Origin of the sequence: Pseudomonas sp. GLN_2, assembly GCF_043106005.1 — a bacterium.
In the GTDB taxonomy this organism is placed as follows: Bacteria; Pseudomonadota; Gammaproteobacteria; order Pseudomonadales; family Pseudomonadaceae; genus Aquipseudomonas; species Aquipseudomonas alloputida.
On sequence record NZ_JBICMC010000022.1, the window covers coordinates 74,892 to 92,701 of the forward strand.

At 63.6% G+C, this 17,810-nt stretch carries 18 protein-coding genes; 5 read left to right on the top strand and 13 right to left on the bottom strand.

What is annotated here, in order from left to right:
- The first annotated feature begins 1 nt into the window (after nucleotide 1).
- Together lipA and ACF8Q6_RS06385 are read left to right on the top strand one after the other, a co-directional pair.
- Nucleotides 2-1,018 carry a lipoyl synthase gene (gene lipA, locus ACF8Q6_RS06380; RefSeq protein ID WP_003249742.1) on the top strand — a complete coding sequence of 339 codons (1,017 nt, stop codon included), beginning with the start codon at nucleotides 2-4 and terminating at the stop codon, nucleotides 1,016-1,018.
- Between the two features lie 98 nt (nucleotides 1,019-1,116).
- Entirely contained in the window at nucleotides 1,117-2,055 is a 939-nt protein-coding gene (locus ACF8Q6_RS06385; protein ID WP_392492707.1) for an LD-carboxypeptidase, read from the top strand.
- A 33-nt stretch (nucleotides 2,056-2,088) separates the two neighbouring features.
- Here the strand turns inward: ACF8Q6_RS06385 and ACF8Q6_RS06390 are convergent, their stop codons facing one another.
- The 5 genes from ACF8Q6_RS06390 to leuS form a co-directional block, all read right to left on the bottom strand.
- Nucleotides 2,089-3,405 carry a lytic murein transglycosylase gene (locus tag ACF8Q6_RS06390; RefSeq protein ID WP_014592532.1) on the bottom strand — a complete coding sequence of 439 codons (1,317 nt, stop codon included), beginning with the start codon at nucleotides 3,403-3,405 and terminating at the stop codon, nucleotides 2,089-2,091.
- A gap of 60 nt (nucleotides 3,406-3,465) precedes the next feature.
- Entirely contained in the window at nucleotides 3,466-3,630 is a 165-nt protein-coding gene (gene arfA / locus ACF8Q6_RS06395; RefSeq protein ID WP_003249747.1) for an alternative ribosome rescue factor ArfA, read from the bottom strand.
- Nucleotides 3,631-3,847: 217 nt separating this feature from the next.
- On the bottom strand, nucleotides 3,848-4,885 hold the full coding sequence (holA, locus tag ACF8Q6_RS06400; protein WP_392493974.1) for a DNA polymerase III subunit delta: 1,038 nt from the start codon (nucleotides 4,883-4,885) through the stop codon (nucleotides 3,848-3,850).
- Between the two features lie 39 nt (nucleotides 4,886-4,924).
- Nucleotides 4,925-5,530, bottom strand: coding sequence for an LPS assembly lipoprotein LptE (lptE, locus tag ACF8Q6_RS06405; protein ID WP_185279943.1), 606 nt, complete (start codon nucleotides 5,528-5,530; stop codon nucleotides 4,925-4,927).
- A gap of 61 nt (nucleotides 5,531-5,591) precedes the next feature.
- Nucleotides 5,592-8,198, bottom strand: a complete 2,607-nt coding sequence (gene leuS / locus ACF8Q6_RS06410; RefSeq protein ID WP_392498506.1) for a leucine--tRNA ligase — start codon at nucleotides 8,196-8,198, stop codon at nucleotides 5,592-5,594.
- Nucleotides 8,199-8,425: 227 nt separating this feature from the next.
- Between leuS and ACF8Q6_RS06415 the strand changes: the two genes are divergently transcribed.
- Together ACF8Q6_RS06415 and ACF8Q6_RS06420 are read left to right on the top strand one after the other, a co-directional pair.
- Nucleotides 8,426-8,740, top strand: coding sequence for a hypothetical protein (locus tag ACF8Q6_RS06415; protein ID WP_010955411.1), 315 nt, complete (start codon nucleotides 8,426-8,428; stop codon nucleotides 8,738-8,740).
- 134 nt (nucleotides 8,741-8,874) lie between these two features.
- Nucleotides 8,875-9,636 carry a YdcF family protein gene (locus ACF8Q6_RS06420; RefSeq protein ID WP_392490504.1) on the top strand — a complete coding sequence of 254 codons (762 nt, stop codon included), beginning with the start codon at nucleotides 8,875-8,877 and terminating at the stop codon, nucleotides 9,634-9,636.
- Between the two features lie 146 nt (nucleotides 9,637-9,782).
- Here ACF8Q6_RS06420 and lnt read toward each other — a convergent pair whose 3' ends face one another.
- From lnt to ACF8Q6_RS06440, 4 genes are read right to left on the bottom strand one after another with little or no spacing between them, the layout of a single operon-like run.
- A complete protein-coding gene (lnt, locus tag ACF8Q6_RS06425) occupies nucleotides 9,783-11,300 on the bottom strand; it encodes an apolipoprotein N-acyltransferase (RefSeq protein WP_012053800.1) in 1,518 nt (505 codons plus the stop codon).
- Nucleotides 11,301-11,308: 8 nt separating this feature from the next.
- A complete protein-coding gene (locus tag ACF8Q6_RS06430; protein WP_003249762.1) occupies nucleotides 11,309-12,148 on the bottom strand; it encodes an HlyC/CorC family transporter in 840 nt (279 codons plus the stop codon).
- A gap of 25 nt (nucleotides 12,149-12,173) precedes the next feature.
- Entirely contained in the window at nucleotides 12,174-12,647 is a 474-nt protein-coding gene (ybeY, locus tag ACF8Q6_RS06435) for an rRNA maturation RNase YbeY (RefSeq protein ID WP_003249763.1), read from the bottom strand.
- A complete protein-coding gene (locus tag ACF8Q6_RS06440) occupies nucleotides 12,640-13,638 on the bottom strand; it encodes a PhoH family protein (protein ID WP_004576915.1) in 999 nt (332 codons plus the stop codon). Before ACF8Q6_RS06440 ends, ybeY begins: the two co-directional genes overlap by 8 nt.
- A 232-nt stretch (nucleotides 13,639-13,870) precedes the next feature.
- Here ACF8Q6_RS06440 and ACF8Q6_RS06445 point away from each other — a divergent pair, with 232 nt between their 5' ends.
- Nucleotides 13,871-14,197 (top strand): DUF1820 family protein, encoded by a 327-nt coding sequence (locus ACF8Q6_RS06445; RefSeq protein ID WP_003249769.1) that lies wholly within the window; start codon nucleotides 13,871-13,873, stop codon nucleotides 14,195-14,197.
- A 3-nt stretch (nucleotides 14,198-14,200) separates the two neighbouring features.
- Here the strand turns inward: ACF8Q6_RS06445 and ACF8Q6_RS06450 are convergent, their stop codons facing one another.
- The 4 genes from ACF8Q6_RS06450 to ACF8Q6_RS06465 form a co-directional block, all read right to left on the bottom strand.
- Nucleotides 14,201-14,746, bottom strand: coding sequence for a tetratricopeptide repeat protein (locus tag ACF8Q6_RS06450; RefSeq protein ID WP_004576914.1), 546 nt, complete (start codon nucleotides 14,744-14,746; stop codon nucleotides 14,201-14,203).
- A gap of 244 nt (nucleotides 14,747-14,990) precedes the next feature.
- Nucleotides 14,991-16,274 (bottom strand): glutamate-1-semialdehyde 2,1-aminomutase, encoded by a 1,284-nt coding sequence (gene hemL, locus ACF8Q6_RS06455; RefSeq protein ID WP_392489458.1) that lies wholly within the window; start codon nucleotides 16,272-16,274, stop codon nucleotides 14,991-14,993.
- A 16-nt stretch (nucleotides 16,275-16,290) separates the two neighbouring features.
- Complete coding sequence (thiE, locus tag ACF8Q6_RS06460; RefSeq protein ID WP_392489457.1) at nucleotides 16,291-16,914, bottom strand: thiamine phosphate synthase; 624 nt, start codon at nucleotides 16,912-16,914, stop codon at nucleotides 16,291-16,293.
- Nucleotides 16,915-16,927: 13 nt separating this feature from the next.
- Nucleotides 16,928-17,725, bottom strand: coding sequence for a hydroxymethylpyrimidine/phosphomethylpyrimidine kinase (locus tag ACF8Q6_RS06465; protein ID WP_129971907.1), 798 nt, complete (start codon nucleotides 17,723-17,725; stop codon nucleotides 16,928-16,930).
- Nucleotides 17,726-17,810 lie beyond the last annotated feature (85 nt).

The window sequence follows — 17,810 nt, forward strand, 5'->3', positions numbered from 1 at the left end:
TATGACAACTGTGCAAGAAGCCGTGCCGAACCTGATACCTACCCAGGATGCCACCCCGCGCCCAGCGCCGAAGAAGGTGGAAGCTGGGGTCAAGCTGCGTGGTGCCGACAAAGTCGCGCGCATCCCGGTGAAGATCATCCCTACCGATGAGCTGCCAAAGAAGCCCGACTGGATTCGCGTGCGTATCCCGGTGTCGCCCGAGGTAGACCGCATCAAACAACTGCTGCGCAAGCACAAACTGCACAGCGTGTGCGAAGAGGCCTCCTGCCCGAACCTGGGCGAGTGCTTCTCGGGTGGTACCGCCACCTTCATGATCATGGGTGATATCTGCACCCGTCGTTGCCCGTTCTGCGACGTTGGCCATGGCCGACCGAAGCCGCTGGATCTGGACGAGCCGAAAAACCTGGCGGTTGCCATTGCCGACCTGCGCCTGAAGTATGTGGTGATCACCTCGGTGGACCGCGACGACCTGCGTGACGGCGGTGCCCAGCACTTTGCTGACTGCATCCGGGAAATCCGCGCGCTGTCGCCGGGCGTGCAGTTGGAGACCTTGGTGCCGGACTACCGTGGCCGTATGGACGTTGCCCTGGAAATCACCGCGCAAGAGCCACCGGATGTGTTCAACCACAACCTCGAGACCGTACCGCGCCTGTACAAGGCCGCGCGCCCGGGCTCGGACTATGACTGGTCGCTGGACTTGCTGCAGAAATTCAAGCAGCTGGTGCCACACGTACCGACCAAGTCGGGCCTGATGCTCGGCCTGGGCGAAACCGACGAGGAAGTGATCGAAGTGATGCATCGCATGCGCGAGCATGACATCGACATGCTCACCCTTGGCCAGTACCTGCAGCCGTCGCGTAGCCACTTGCCGGTGCAGCGTTTCGTTCACCCGGACACCTTTGCCTGGTTCGCCGAGGAAGGTTACAAGATGGGCTTCAAGAACGTTGCTTCTGGCCCGCTGGTGCGTTCTTCGTACCACGCCGACCAGCAGGCCCACGAAGCCAAGATCAAGCTCTGAGCTATGCGCTAGCCTAGAGCAGAGCCACAGATGCCGATGCGCGCCCAAGGGCGGCATCGGCATTTTTGTTTGTGTCCCATGCGCTGCAAGGAGTCGCGATGTATTGCGCCAAAACCTTCCAACCCACCCTGCCAGCCGCGCTGCCGGCCAACGCATGTTTTGCCATTGTCGCCCCGGCGGGCGCGGCGCGGCTTGATGCGCAGAAGGTCAGCCAGTGGTTCGTTGACCGCGGCTACCGGTGCCGTATCTACCCGGGTGCCCTGCAGGCGCAGGGCTACCTGGCGGGGCCGGACCAGCAGCGCCTGCAGGACTTGCATGCAGCGTTTGCCGATCCGGCCATGGACGCCATCCTGTGCATGCGTGGGGGCTACGGCAGCATGCGCCTGCTTGACCAGCTCGACTTTGAACTGGTCCGACGCAACCCTAAGCCGCTGATCGGCTACAGCGACATCACCGCGTTGCATACGGCGATCTACCGGCATGCCGGGCTGCTGACCTTCCATGGGGGGATGCTCAATGCCGACCTGTTGGGGGCCAAGTTGCCACCGACCGAGTCGTCGTTGCTGGCGCAACTGGGTGGGCATGTGAGGGCAGGCGAGCAGGTCGCGCACCCGGCGGGCTTCGCATTGGACTGCGTGCTGCCGGGGGTGGCCAGCGGACCGCTGCTGGGTGGCAACCTGTCGATGCTGGGGGCGACCATGGGCACCCTTGCCGAGCTGGATACCCAGGGCTGCATCCTGTTCATCGAGGACGTCAACGAGCCGTTGTACAGGGTGGATCGGCTGCTGACCCAGTTACGCCTGGCAGGCAAGCTGGAGGGGATCAAAGGCGTGTTGGTGGGCGACTTTGCCGGGATTACCACAGCGGCGCTGACGCCGTTGCTGGAGGATACGTTTGCACCGTTGGGTGTGCCGGTGCTGGCGGGTTGGCGCAGCGGGCACTGTGACCCGAATGTCTGCTTGCCCCTGGGGGCTCGGGTGAGGCTGGACAGTGTTCAGCAAACACTGGTGCTGGAGCAGGATCTGTTCAGGGCGTGAGATTACCGGGGCCGCGCTGCGGCCCCGAAATGCTCACTGCTGCCGCAGGCTCTCAAGCAGCTTATGGGTCGGGTAGCCATCCGCCGGCCATCCCAGCCCTTGCTGGGCATTGCGGATTGCCTTGCGGGTATTGGCCCCGATAATGCCATCGGCATTACCTGCATCATGCCCGCGGCTGTTCAGCAAGTTCTGCAACTCCATGCGCTCGCTGCGACTGAGCGGCAGGTCCTCTTTCGGCCAGCTGCCGGCAATGAAGCCCCAGCCGCTGAACCGATCCCCGAGCAGGCTCACCGCCAGGGCATAGGACGACGAGTTGTTGTACTTGAGGATGGCGCGGAAGTTGTCCAGCACCAGGAACGCCGGGCCGCGTGCACCGGCCGGCAGCAGCAGGGCGGCAGACAGCTGGTTGCTACCTGCCGGCAGCTGGGTACCCGCTGGCAGTTTCACGCCCATCGCCAGCCATTCACTCACCGGTTTGCGCAGTGCACCATCGGCCTGCCAGAAGTCGAAGCCCGCCGGCACCTGTACCTCGAAGCCCCACGGTTGGCCGCGTTTCCAGCCCGAACTCTGCAGGTAGTGCGCTGTTGAGGCCAGGGCGTCTGGTGTGCTGTTCCAGATGTCGCGGCGGCCATCGCCGTCGAAGTCCACGGCATGGGTGTTGTAGGTGGTCGGGATGAACTGGGTCTGGCCCATGGCACCGGCCCACGAGCCACGCATGGCTTCAGGCTGGATGTCACCATGCTGGATGATCTGCAGCGCGGCAATCAGCTGGTCCTGGGCGAACTGTGGGCGGCGGCCCTCATAGGCCAAAGTGGCCAGCGAGCGGATCACCGACTTGCTGCCCTGGAACTGGCCGAAGTTGCTTTCCATGCCCCACACCGCGACCAGCACCTGGCGGTCCACGCCATAGCGTTGCTCAAGGCGAGTCAGCAGCTCGGCGTTCTGCTCCAGCAGCTTTTTGCCGTTGCGCACACGCAGGGGCGACAGGGCGCCTTCGAGGTATTCCCACACCGGGCGGGTGAACTCTGGCTGGCTTCGGTCTGCCTTGATCACGTCCAGGTCGGGGGTGACACCGAGGAAGGCACGGTCGAAGGTGCTCGGCGAAATGCCGGCTTGCAGTGCCTGCTCGCGGAAGCCCGCTTGCCATTGGGCGAAGGTTTGCAGGGGCTGGATGTCAGTGCTGACGTCGGGCGTTGCGCCGGGCACGGTCACCACGGGATTGGGTTGGGCAGGGGCCAGCGGCAGCGCGTCGGCGGCGGTGGGCTTTTCCGCACAGGCCACGAGCAGAATGAAGCTGGAGGCCGCGATCAGCTGGCGGGTTTCCCAGCGGGGGATAAGACGGAAGAGCATGCACAGATCCAGAGTTGCAGGTCAGGTGACGACCATACCATGCCTGCGCTTGCGATGCTTTCATGCAGCCAAAAAGTAGGAAGCCTCCCAATCTCTCGATTGGAAGGCTTCGCGGCGGTAGCTGCCTTTGCCCTTGTTCGGTTGTTCCTGGCGGCAGCGGAACAGTGGCTGGGCAACGATGGACTTGGCCTTGTTGGGGCCGTGCTTTTTCGGCTTTTTGCTCATGGTGGGCTTCCCGGGTTGGGTGAGTTTCGGGCGCACTGTAGGCTCCCCGAGGGATGGGGGCCAATTGATTGTGTATATGGTCGAGGCGCTGGTGCCTAGGTGTAGGAGCGGGTTTACCCGCGAATACGGTGGCGGCGGCAACGGTGAACGGCGGGTGGAGATTGTCCGGCAGGTCCGGCCTCTTCGCGGGTAAACCCGCTCCTACCAGTGGGTGCGGTTACTCGGGAGGGAGGGTCAGGCGCTGGCCAGCCATCAACAGCGACAGCCGCGCCAGGCCAATCCACGGCGAACCTTCAGCCTGCCCTTTGATCTGCGCATCGATTCGCTGGGCATCCTGCAGCAGTTGCGCCCAGCGTTGCGCCGAGAGGCGCTGCAGGGCCTTGCTGACCAGCGGTCGGCGTTTGTCCCAGATGGGCGGGCGGGCCTGGCTGAACGCTTTGTCCAATGGCACGCCTTGGCTGAACTGCTGGGCTAGCCCCGCCAGTTGGCGCAGCTCACGGGCCAAGGCCCAGAGGATGACTGGCGGCTCCACACCTTCACCGCGCAAGCCTTCGAGCATACGCAGGGCATGCGCAGCCTCGCCGTTGAGGATAGCATCGACCAGGCCGAAGACATCGAAGCGGGCGCTGTCGGCGACGGCAGCCTGCACGGTTTCCACGGTGATCTGGCTGCCTTCGGCCAGTAGCTTGAGTTTTTCGATTTCCTGCGCGGCTGCCAGCAGGTTGCCTTCCACGCGCGCGGCAATCAGGTCGATGGCATCACGCTGGGCTGACAGGCCGGCCTGTTGCAGACGCTGGTTGATCCACTGCGGGAGTTGGTGCACATCCACCGGCCAGATCTGGATGAACTGGCAATGGGCGCCTTCGATCAATGCCTTGCCCCACTTGGTCTTCTGCGCACTGCTGTCGAGCTTGGGCAGGCTGATCAGCAGCAGCGTATCTTCGGCGGGGTTGGCGCAGTATTCCATCAGCGCAGCGGCACCCTTGTCACCGGGCTTGCCCGATGGCAGGCGCAGCTCCAGCAGGCGGCGCTGGGCGAACAGTGACAGGCTTGCACCGGCCTGGAGCAGGGTGCCCCAGTCGAAGTTGGCGTCGGCACTGAATACCTGGCGTTCATCGAAACCTTGCTGACGCGCGGCATTGCGGATGGCGTCGGCGGCTTCCTGGCACAGCAGCGGATCGTCGCCGCTGACCACGTAGACCGGTGCCAAGGCGCCTTGCAGGTGCTTGTTGAGTTGGGCGGGGGCAAGTTTCATGGGGAACAGGTGGGGCGCCCGAGGGCGCCCCTCGCGGGCTTAGTTGCCCGGTACTTCCAGTGGCGATTGCTGAGGCGTCTCGGCTTGCTGGCGGCGGGCAGCCTCCAGCGCGGCAGCTTCGGCTTTGGCGCGCTCGTCGGCTTTACGCTGCAGCTCATCCAGCTGGGATGGGGACAGCATTTGCAAACGTACGACCATGGCGTTGACCAGGTCGCGGCGCATTTCTTCGCGGGCGCGTTTGGCTTCCTGCTCGGAGCCGGTGATGTTCGAGCCGTCACGCACGTAGACCTTGCGCACCTCCAGCTTGTCGCTCATCAGCTCCAGGTTGTTCAGGCCCAGAATGCTGTAGTCCAGCTTGGTGGTCAGCTCGTACTCGGCGGTACGGTTGCCGCTGTTGTAGGTCGCCGAGCGCTCGCGCTCCTGTTCGTTGGTCAGCACCAGGCGATACGGTGCGCCGGCGTGCACGTTGACGCCGCTACGTTCCAGCACTTCACGCAGCTGGAGCACGGTCGGGCCATAGGCATTGCGCGCGCTGACGTCCATTTCCTTTACGCTCAGCTCGGTGGCGCCGGTGCCGCGCAGCTGGAAACCGCAGGCGCTGAGCATGACCGCCAGGCCGATTACCAGCAAATTGCGTTTGATCATGTTGTTGCTCCCTTTTGGGCCTGTTCCGCCCACCCGCAGCCAATGCGCGTGGGCGTTTTCATCAGTTGGCGACGATGTTGACCAGCTTGCCCGGTACCACGATGACCTTGCGGATGGTCAGGCCATCGATGAAGCGCAGGACATTCTCGTTGCTGCGGGCAGCGGCTTCGACTTCTTCGCGGCTGGCAGCGGCAGGCATCTCGACCTGGCCGCGCAGTTTACCGTTGACCTGAACCACCAAGGTAATGGAGTCCTGCACCAGCGCCTGTTCGTCGACGCTTGGCCAGGCGGCATCGATCACCGAGCCTGCGTGGCCAAGGTGCTGCCACAGCGCGTGAGAGATGTGCGGAGTGATCGGCGCCAACAGCAGGGTGACGGCTTCCAGGCCTTCCTGCAGCAGGGCGCGGTCCTGTTCGGTGGCTTGCGGGGCCTTTTCCAGCACGTTCATCACGGTCATCACCTGGGCGATGGCGGTATTGAACTTGTGGAACTGGCCCACATCGGTGCTGGCCTGCTTGATGGCCGCATGAATGGCGCGGCGGATGACCTTTTGCGCGTCGTCCAGGGCGGCAACATCCAGCTTGCCTGGCAGGCCCCGGCTGACGTGAGCCTGAGCCAGGCGCCAGACACGGCGCAGGAAGCGGCTGGCACCTTCGACGCCGGAGTCGGACCATTCCAGGCTCATGTCGGGCGGCGAGGCGAACATCATGAACAGGCGGCAGGTGTCGGCACCGTAGGCTTCGATCATGGACTGCGGGTCGACGCCGTTGTTTTTCGACTTCGACATCTTCTCGGTGCCACCGATTTCCACCGGCAGGCCGTCGGTCTTCAGGCGGGCGCCAATGATCTTGGCTTTGGCATCACGCTCGATTTCGACATCGGCCGGATTGAACCAGTCCTTGCCGCCGTTGCTGGCAACGCGGTAGTAGGTTTCGGCGACCACCATGCCCTGAGTCAGCAGGTTCTTGAATGGCTCGTTCGAGGTGACCAGGCCTTCGTCACGCATCAGCTTGTGGAAGAAGCGCGCGTACAGCAGGTGCAGGATCGCGTGTTCGATACCGCCGATGTACTGATCTACCGGCAGCCAGTGGTTGGCGGCTTTGGGGTCGACCAGGCCTTTGTCGTAGTTTGGCGAGGCGTAGCGGGCGAAGTACCAGGAAGACTCGACGAAGGTGTCCATGGTGTCGGTTTCGCGCTTGGCCGCAGCACCGCATTTCGGGCAGCTGCATTCGTAGAATTCAGGCATGCGCGCCAGTGGCGAACCGGCGCCGTCCGGCACCACGTTCTCCGGCAGGGTGACCGGCAGCTGGTCTTCCGGCACCGGGACGTCGCCGCAGGACGGGCAGTGGATGATCGGGATCGGGCAGCCCCAGTAGCGCTGGCGGCTGATACCCCAGTCGCGCAGGCGGAACTGGGTACGCGATTTACCCAGTTCCTTGCGGATCAGGGCCGCTTCGATGGCGTCGAAGGCGCCAGCAAAGTCCAGGCCGTCGAACTCGGCGGAGTTGATCAGCTGGCCGTGCTCGCCATAGGCGGCCTGCCACTCGCTGCCGACTTCATCGCCAGCGCTGGTGCGCACCACGGCCTTGACCGGCAGGTTGTACTTGTGGGCGAACTCGAAGTCGCGCTCGTCGTGGGCCGGCACGGCCATGACCGCGCCATCACCGTAGTGCATCAGCACGTAGTTGGCGACCCATACTGGCAGCTTCTCGCCAGTCAGCGGGTGCTCGACCAGCAGGGAAGTGGCCATGCCTTTCTTCTCCTGGGTGGCCATGTCGGCTTCGGCAACGCTGCCGCTCTTGCACTCATCGATGAACGCCTGCAGCGCCGGGTTGCCCTGCGCAGCCTGGGTGGCCAGCGGGTGCTCGGCGGCGACGGCGACGTAGGTGGCGCCCATCAGCGTGTCCGGACGGGTGGTGAAGACCTTGAGGGTGCCTTCGTGGCCGATGCTGGCCTGGTCGTACGGGAACTGGACTTCCATGCCGCGCGATTTGCCGATCCAGTTGCGCTGCATGGTTTTGACCTGCTCAGGCCAGCCCGGCAGCTCGTCGAGGCTCTCCAGCAGCTCGTCGGCGTAATCGGTGATGCGGAAGTAGTACATCGGGATTTCGCGCTTCTCGATCAGCGCGCCCGAACGCCAGCCACGGCCGTCGATGACTTGTTCGTTGGCCAGTACGGTCTGGTCCGCCGGGTCCCAGTTCACGGTACCGTTCTTGCGGTAGATGATGCCTTTTTCGAACAGGCGGGTGAACAGCCACTGCTCCCAACGGTAGTAGTCGGGTTTGCAGGTAGTGACTTCACGTGCCCAGTCGATGGCCAGGCCCAGGCTCTTGAGCTGGGTCTTCATGTAGTCGATGTTTTCGTACGTCCACTTGGCCGGGGCGACGTTGTTTTTCATCGCCGCGTTTTCCGCGGGCATGCCGAAAGCGTCCCAGCCCATCGGCTGCAGGACGTTCTTGCCCAGCATGCGCTGGTAGCGGGCAATCACGTCACCGATGGTGTAGTTGCGCACGTGGCCCATGTGTAGCTTGCCGCTCGGGTACGGGAACATCGATAGGCAATAGTAGGTGTCTTTGCCTGGCTGTTCGGTAACAGCGAACGATTGTTGCTCGTCCCAGAACTTCTGGGCGGCGGCTTCGATATCACGGGGCGTGTATTGTTCGTGCATGGCTACTTTTGGCTGAGAGAGAAGAGACCTTGTTCCAGGCAGCGGAACCTCGCTGCGTCCGGCACTCCGGTGTCGTTTAGAGTGAACGCCGTAGCATACAGCAGCGCCGCGCATCGTGGGAAACCTTCGTTGCGAATGCCCGCTGGTCGCGGCGCACGGCTGCTTTTTGCAGCGACGCTAAGCTCAGGTGTGGGGGGAGATATTCTTACCTTCAATGAGGTGAACGGATGGGAGAGACGCAGCTACCCGCAATCAGACCGGAGCTTTACGAGCGCCTGATCGACCGGCTTGGCCTGGCACTGGAAACGGCCAGGACCTCGGTGCGATTGCGCGACGAGATGCCAGCTGAGCTTGAGTTGCGTGGCCTGAGCCACGCAGAGTTCGAAGTGATCAAGGCCTATCTGGAATCCCTTCCGGAGCGCCACAATGCCCCTGTCGGCAGTTACCCACAAGCGGAGCCGACATCGGCCAAGATCATCTGGCTCAAGGACAAGAAACGCCCCGCCAGTACGGCGAGATCCAGGACGCTGCCACATCGCTAGCCGTTCAGGACGCCAGGCGCAGGCTATCGCGCGCCGGTTCTTCACTATTACACAACTCAAGATCGACGCCGGTACGCACTTGTTGACCGGCGTCGATCCTTCTAGGCTGCACGCCTGCCAAGGAGGTGTGGCCGATGCCGATCCGATTCTTCATCAAACAATGGCTGATGCCGCCGGGCGTGCTGTTCTTGCTGCTGCTTGCGGCATGGTGGCTGCGAACCCGGCGGCCACGGTTGGCGGCGCTTTGCTTTAGCGTAGGGCTGGGTGGCCTGTGGTTGATGAGCCTGCCGCTGGTGGTGCAGGAAACCGCCCGAGTGCTGGAAAGTGAGCCGCCGCTGGCCGTGAGCGACTGGGCCGGCCTGGCGAACCGGGCGGATGCCATTGTGGTGCTGGGCGCCGGGCGCGAGCGCGGGGACCCGGCCTGGGGTGGCAGTGACCAGCCCACGGCCACGGCACTGGAACGTATGCGCTTTGCCGCGCGGCTGGCCAAGGCCTCGGGCCTGCCAGTGTTGACCAGTGGTGGGTTGCATTACGGCACGCCGCCCAGCGAGGCGAGGCTGATGGCGGAACGCCTGCATGAAGATTTCGCTGTCGAGGTGAAATGGCGCGAAGAGGCCAGCCGCACGACCTGGGAAAATGCTCAGCTGACGGCCAAGGTGCTGCAGCCTTTGGGGTTTCGCCGGGTGGTGCTGGTGACCCAGGCCTGGCACATGCAGCGCTCACGCTGGAGTTTTGAACAGGCGGGGTTCGAGGTGGTGCCGGCGCCAGTGGGGTTCCTTGGGCGCGATCATGCGCGGCCGTTTGGCGGTCTGCTGCCAGAGAGCCGGGCGATGTGGCAGAGCGGGCAACTGCTTAATGAAGTGGTGGGGTTGGTGGGGTATCGGGTGTTCTACTGATTCACCGGCTTACATAATCCCCTGTAGGACCGGGCTTGCCCGCGAAAGGGCCTGCCCTGCCGGCCAATCTCCACCCGCCGTTCACCGTTGCCGCGACTACCGTATTCGCGGGTAAACCCGCTCCTACAGTGGCCGCGTATCGCCAATCAGACGGTTTTTGCAATACGCCCTGCCAGCAACGCCCAGCCCAGCAGCAATGCACAGACAATCGCCAGCGGCCATGAGCGCCATTGCAGGTAAGGCGTCAGCTGCTGCATCGGCACCACCTCGCCATACAGCACGGCCTGCTGGAACTGCGGAATCTGCGTGGTAATGCGGCCAAACGGGTCGATCAGCGCGGTCACGCCGTTGTTGGTGGCGCGGATCATCCAGCGGCCGGCTTCCAGCGCGCGCATCTGCGCCATCTGCAGGTGCTGCAAGGGGCCGATCGATTTGCCGAACCAGGTGTCGTTGCTGATGGTCAGCAGCAGGTCGCTACGCGCAGCCAGGCCGGCGGCGAACTCGGGGTAGACCACCTCGTAGCAGATGTAAGGGGCAATCTGGTAGCCCTTGGCCTGCAGCAGCGGCTGGTCTTCCGGGCCGCGGGCGAAGTCGGACATGGGCAGGTTGAAGAACTCGATGGCCCCACGCAGCACGTCTTGCAGCGGCACATACTCGCCAAATGGCACCAGCTTCTGCTTGAGGTAGGTGCCATCGCCTTCGCCAGTGACGGTGATGCCGTTGTAGTAGCGGCGCTGGTGGTGCACTACTTCACGCACCGGTACGCCCGTGATCAGCGCCGAATGGCGCTCGGCAGCGAAGCGGCCCATCACGTCGATGTAGCCCTGGGCCTGGTCCTTGAGCACCGGAACGGCGGTTTCCGGCCACACCAGCAGGTCCACCGGCCTGGAGCTGAAGCTCAGGTCGCGGTATAGCGCCAGTTGCGCGTCGATGTGCGCGGGGTCCCATTTCAGGTCCTGCTCGACGTTGCCCTGGATCGCAGCCACTTTCAGCGGCTCGCCTGCCGGAATGGTCCAGGCATGGCCCTTGAGCGCCAGGCCCAGCCCCCAGGGGGCCAGCAACAGCACACTGGCCACGGCCAGGAACGAGGGGCGGGTGCGCAGGCGGTGCAGGTTGCACAGCAGGGCGGCGGTGAGGGCGAGGGTGAAGGAAATCAGCCATACCCCGCCCAGCGGCGCAAGGCCGGCCAACGGGCCGTCCAGTTGGCTATAGCCGGCGTAGAGCCAGGGGAAGCCGGTCAGGAACCAGCCGCGGAAGGCCTCTTGCAGTAACCAGAGGGCGGCGAAGCACAGGGCGTCGGCCAGTGGTGCTTCGTTGCGGCGTAGCCAGCGCGCCCATAGCCAGGTGGGCAGGGCGAAGAACCAGGCCAGTGCGGCGAAGAACGCCAGCAGCAACACGATTGCCAACAGCGGCGAGGCGCCGCCGTAGGTGTTCATGCTGACGTAGATCCACCAGGTGCCGGCGCCATACAGGCCGAACCCAAACCACCAGCCACGCCACATGGCCTGGCGCGGGCTGAGCTCGCGCAGGCCAAGGTAGAGCACCGCGATGGACAACACCGCCAACGGCCAGATGTCGAACGGCGCCAGGGCCAGGAGGGTGGAAGCACCGGCCGCCAGGGCCAGCAGGTTACCGGGCCAGCCGGGGCGGGTGATCCAACGCATGTTTGTCCTTAACGGGTGATCGGGGTCAGGCGCAGCAAGTGTATCCGCCGGCTGTCGGCGTTGAGAATACGGAACTTGTAAGACCCGATCTCAGTGGTTTCGTTGCGCTTGGGCAGGTGGCCAAAGGCGCTCATCACCAGGCCGCCGACCGTGTCGAACTCGTCATCGGAGAACTCGCTGTCGAAGAACTCGTTGAAGTTCTCGATCGGGGTAAGCGCTTTGACCAGGAAATCACCGCTGGGCAGTGGTTTGATGTAGCTGTCTTCCTCGACGTCGTGCTCGTCTTCGATATCGCCGACGATCTGTTCCAGCACGTCCTCGATGGTGACCAGGCCCGCCACGCCGCCATATTCGTCGATGACGATGGCCATGTGGTTGTGGTTGGCGCGGAATTCACGCAGCAACACGTTCAGGCGCTTGGACTCGGGTACGAAGGTGGCCGGGCGCAGCAGGTCCTTGATGTTGAAGCTGTCGCCGTTCTCCTTGAGGATCAACGGCAGCAAGTCTTTGGCGAGCAGGATCCCGAGCACATCGTCATGGCTTTCGCCGATTACCGGGTAGCGCGAGTGCGCGGCGTCGATCACCGCCGGCAGGAACTCGCGAGGCGACTGGCCGGCCTTGATGCTGTTCATCTGCGAGCGCGGCACCATGATGTCGCGAACCTGCAGGTCGGCGACCTGAATGGCGCCTTCGACGATGGTCAGCGCTTCGCTGTCCAGCAATTTGTTCTGATGGGCTTCGCGCAGCAGCTCAAGCAGCTCCTGGCGGTTTTTCGGCTCATGGGCAAAAGCCTGGGTCAGTTTACCCAGCCAGGACTTCTGCCCGTTGCTCGATCGATCTTCGCTCATGGCGGTTCTCGTGATCCTTCGTGTATCAGTGTGTGATTGAGTCGGTTTCATCATCGGCATACGGGTCAGGGTGACCCAGTTCTGCCAGCAATTCCCGTTCCAGGCTTTCCATTTCCTCGGCCTCCTCATCCTCGATGTGGTCATAGCCGAGCAAGTGCAGGCAACCGTGGATGACCAGATGCGCCCAGTGCGCTTCCAGCGATTTGCCTTGTTCGGCCGCTTCGCGCTCGACCACCGCTACACAGATCACCAGGTCGCCCAGCAGCGGGATATCGAGCAGCTCATCGGGCACATCGGCCGGGAACGACAACACATTGGTCGCGTAGTCCTTGTGCCGGTAGGTGTGGTTCAGCTCGCGGCCTTCGGCTTCGTCGACCAGGCGAATGGTCATTTCCGAGTCGGCGCTGCGCTGGCGCAACGCCAATTCACACCAGCGGCGCAAGGCGGCGTCTTCTGGAGTGGCAGCATCCGTGGCCCGTTGGATATCAAGTTCAAGCATCTTTGCCGGGCGCCTCGGGCTTGGACTGGCGGGCTTCGAAGCGGTCGTAGGCTTCGACGATACGCTGAACCAGTGGGTGACGAACCACATCCTTGGGTTGGAAATGGGTAAAGCTGATCCCCGGGACGTCCTTCAGCACCTCGATGACGTGCGCCAGGCCCGACTTGGTGCCACGGGGCAGGTCGACCTGGGTGATGTCACCGGTGATCACCGCGGTAGAGCCGAAGCCGATGCGGGTCAGGAACATCTTCATCTGCTCAAGCGTGGTGTTCTGGCTTTCGTCGAGGATGATGAAACTGTTGTTCAGGGTGCGGCCACGCATATAGGCCAGAGGGGCGATTTCGATCACCTGGCGTTCGATCAGCTTGGCCACGTGTTCGAAGCCGAGCATTTCGTACAGGGCGTCGTAAAGCGGGCGCAGGTACGGGTCGATTTTCTGTGCCAGGTCGCCGGGCAGGAAACCGAGCTTTTCACCCGCCTCGACCGCCGGGCGCACCAGCAGGATGCGGCGCACCTGTTCGCGCTCCAGCGCGTCCACGGCGCAGGCTACGGCCAGGTAGGTCTTGCCGGTACCGGCCGGGCCGATGCCGAAATTGATGTCGTTGGCCAGGATTTCCTTGACGTAGCGCTGCTGGTTGAGCCCGCGCGGGCGGATATTGCCCTTGCGCGTGCGCAGCGACACGCTGACCTCGTTGACGGCCGGGTTGTCGATGTTCTCGACAGCCGATTCCTGCAGGTACAGGTGCACGGTTTCCGGTGACAGGTCGGTGGCCTTGGTCTCGCGATAGAGACGGCGCAGCAGCTGTTCGGCAGCGGAGGTGGTCCTGGGTTCGCCGATCAGTTCGAACTGATTGCCGCGGTTGCGGATCTCGATGGCCAGGCGCTGTTCGATCAGGCGCAGGTGCTCGTCGAACTGGCCGCACAAGTTGGCGAAACGGTGGGCCTCGAAGGGTTCGAGGATGAAACGATGGGGTTCTATGGGTGCGTTCAAGGTCGTTTTTAGCCGCTCGACGGCAATGGAGTTGAACTCAAGAATAACCCTTGAATGGCAGTGGCGAAAGCACTGAAACGTTCAACGGTATGTACGGGCTGTTCTGGCCTCCCCGCGGGTCAACCCGCTCCGGCAAGGACGGTGGGGATCCTGTGGGCGCGGGTTCACCCGTGAACAGGCCAGAACAGGTATCATGCCCACCTTTTCTTACGCATGTGTTATCTGGCCGAACATGAGCAAACGCGAACCCGCCATCTATAAAGTGATCTTCCTGAACCAGGGTCAGGTCTTCGAGATGTACGCCAAGCAGATCTACCAGAGTGACCTGTGGGGTTTTCTGGAAATCGAGGAGTTCGTGTTCGGAGAGCGGTCGCAACTGGTAGTGGACCCGAGTGAGGAGAAGCTCAAGAGCCAGTTCGACGGAGTGGTCCGCAGTTTCGTGCCGATGCACTCGATTGTGCGCATCGATGAGGTGGAGCGCCTGGGCACGGCGAAGATCAGCGAGGCCAAGGGCGGCGGCAATGTGATGCCGTTCCCGATGCCAATGCCGGAAAAGTGACCTTCAGGGAAGCGGCGAGAACGGCGTGCGTCCTTCGGCGTTCTGCAGTTCGAGCAGGTACTTGCGGAAAATCTGGCCGAGCACCTGGGTGGCATGCTCCAGTTCGTCACGGGGCATTTGCTCGGTCACTTCGTCGGCCATGTCCAGCGCATCTTCGGCGCCGTTGACCGCAGCCATTTTCAGCAGGATGTAGGCCTGCACGTTGTTGGCCTTGACCCCTTCGCCATGGAAGAACATGGCACCCAGACGGTATTGGGCGTCGGCTTGGCCTTGCAGCGATGCCTTCTGGAACCAGTCCAGGGCTTTGCCCAGGTTTTTTGGCGTTTGCGTGTAGTAATACTCGCCCAGTTCGAATTGCGCCTGGGCATCCCCCGCAGTCGCCGTCTGCTCGCAGGCCTTGAGGGCGTTTGCCAGGTCTTCAGGCTGAACGTTCAAGGTGCAGCGGCCCGTCGCCGGAATCAGCAACGAGTTACCGCCCTCCGCCAGGGCCAGCAGGGGCTGAAGAAGCAACAGGCAGCCCAGGGTCAGGGCGCGGCCGGTGCGGTTCATGGGGATCGACTTACCTCTGCAAAGCTGCGGCCAATGTCTCTGGTGGCACATTATGGGATAAGCAGCGCCAACCTTACAAAGTTTTACTCGAATTTCTGCTTGGTTGGGGAAGTCAGCTGATTGTGCGTGCGTATTTATTGCCTGTGCCGGCCTCTTCGCGGGTGAACCCGCGCCTACAAGGGGGTGTCGCTTTCATGAGTGTAGGCGTGGGGTTGCTCGCGAAGAGGCCGGTACAGGCTGGCCATCACTTCAGGGCAGCAAAGGCTTTCTCAGCCGCATCCAGGGTGATCTGCAGCTCCTTGTCGCCATGGGCGATGGAGGTGAAGCCCGCCTCGAATGCGCTCGGTGCCAGGTATACACCACCGTCGAGCATCAGGTGGAAGAAGCGCTTGAAGCGCTCGGCATCGCTGGCCATCACGTCTTCGAAGGTGACGATATCGTCGGCGCCGCTGAAGTACAGGCCGAACATGGCCCCGGCCTGGGTGGTGACGAATGGCACGCCAGCGGCATCGGCGCGTTGCTGCAGGCCGTCAAGCATGCGGCTGGTGTAGTCGGTCAGCTCGGCGTGGAAACCTGGGCGGCTGATCAGCTTGAGGGTGGTCAGGCCGGCGGCCATGGCCAGCGGATTGCCCGACAGGGTGCCGGCCTGGTAGACCGGGCCGAGCGGGGCGATGCAGCCCATGATTTCACGCTTGCCGCCGAAACAGCCGACCGGCATGCCGCCACCGACGATCTTGCCGAAGGTCGACAGGTCCGGCTTGATGCCGTAATGGCCCTGGGCGCCGCCGAGCGAGACGCGGAAACCGGTCATCACTTCGTCGAAGATCAGCACCACGCCATGCTTGTCGCATTGCTCGCGCAGGCCCTCGAGGAAACCCGGTGCCGGTGGTACGCAGTTCATGTTGCCGGCCACCGGCTCCACGATGATGCAGGCCACGGTCTGGCCAACGTCGGCCAGGGTCTTCTCGACGGCGGCGATGTCGTTGAACGGCAGGGTCAGGGTGTGCTTGGCGAAGTCCGCTGGCACGCCTGCCGAGCTTGGCACGCCTTGGGTCAGCAAGCCGGAGCCGGCTTTTACCAGCAGGCTGTCGGAGTGGCCGTGGTAGCAGCCTTCGAACTTGATGATGGCATCACGGCCAGTGTAGCCACGGGCCAGGCGGATGGCACTCATGGTGGCTTCAGTGCCCGAGCTGACCATGCGCACCATTTCCATCGACGGTACGATCGAGCAGACCAGGTCGGCCATCTCGGTTTCCATGGCGGTCGGCGCGCCGTAGGACAGGCCGTGCTCCAGCTGCCTGCGTACCGAGTCCAGCACGTCCGGGTGGCCGTGGCCGAGAATCATCGGGCCCCAGGAGCCGACGTAGTCGACGTAGCGTTTGTCGTCCTCGTCAACGACATAGGCGCCTTCGGCATGCTTGAAGAACAGCGGCGTGCCGCCAACGCTCTTGAAAGCGCGGACTGGCGAGTTGACACCGCCAGGGATGTGCTTCTGGGCTTGGGCGAACAGGGCTTCGGAACGGGACATGGAAGTATCTCTCGAATCAGGATGCGAACAAGGCGTTGAAGGCGCGGGCGCGGCGGGTGACTTCCTGCGCGCTGTCGGCACCGAACAAGCCGTGGATCACCGCCAGCAGGTCGGCACCGTGGGCGACCAGCGGGGCGGCGTTGTCGAGGGTGATGCCACCGATCACGGCGATCGGCAGTTTCACCTGGGCGCGGGCCTGCTCAAGCAGGCCGAAATTGGCAGCGGGCGCGCCCGGCTTGGTGACAGAATTGAAGAAGCGGCCAAAGGCCACGTAGCTGGCGCCTTCGCTGGCAGCCTGGGCGGCCAGTTCGAGGCTGGCGTGGCAGGTGGAGCCGATGATTGCCTGACGGCCGAGCAGTGCGCGGGCCGGGGTCAGCGGGCCGTCGGTCTGGCCCAGGTGCACGCCGACACCCAGGCGGGCGGCCAGTTCGGCGTCATCGTTGATCAGCAACTGGGTGCCGTAACGCTCGCAGAGCTTCATCAGCCCTTCGGCTTCACGCAGGCGGCGCGCTGCATCGTCGCTCTTGTCGCGGTACTGCAGAAGGCACACGCCGCCTTCCAGGGCCGCCTCGACATGGGACAGGAAACGGCCGGCGAGCAGCTGGCTGTCGGTGATGGCGTACAGACCGCGTAGCTTCATTGAAGGCCTCGTATCAGGAGCAGAAGTCCAGGGGCAGGCGGCGCGGCACGTACTGGCCCTTGCCCAGTTGCTCGGCGTCACGCAGGGTGCGCCAGGTGTAGTCCAGGGCGGTGCGCACGGCGCTTTCCAGCTGCTCGCCGAGCGCCAGGCGGCCGGCCAGGGCGCTGGCCAGGGTGCAGCCCGAGCCGTGGTAGCTGCCTGGCAGGCGCTGGCAAGTCCAGGTGAAGTGCTGGCCTTCCTGGGTGTACAGGCGGTTGTGGATTTCGTCTTCGTCGCCGTGACCGCCGGTAATCAGCAGGTGTCTACAGAACGGCAACAGTTTCTCGGCACATTCGTCAGCGGTGCCTTCGGGCAGTTCGGCGAGGATGCGTGCTTCGGGCAGGTTCGGCGTGGCGATGGTCGCCAGCGGCAGCAGGCGTTCGCGCAGGGCGTAGCCCACTTCGTCCTTGCCCAGGCGGCCACCGCCACCGGCACGCAGCACCGGGTCGCAGACCAGCGGCAGGTGGGGGTGGGCGGCCAGCAGTTCGGCGACGGTGTCGACCATCTCGATCGAGCCGAGCATGCCCAACTTGACGGCGGCCACCGTGGAGTCGGCCAGCACGGCGTTGGCCTGGGCCAGCACCCACTCGCGGTCGAGCACGCGGAAGTCGGAAACGTTGACGGTATCCTGCACGGTCAGGGCGGTCACTGCAGGTGCAGCGTGGCAGCCTTGGGCGATCAGGGCTTCGATATCTGCCTGCAAGCCGGCGCCGCCACTGGGGTCGTGGCCGGAGAGACAGAGGACAACGGGGCGGGAGCTGTAGGTATTCATGGTCGGCGAGCTTACCACCAAACCTGTTTGGGCGGATCGTCCGACAAACGAGTTTTACTGATCGATCGGTCAGGTTACTGATTGG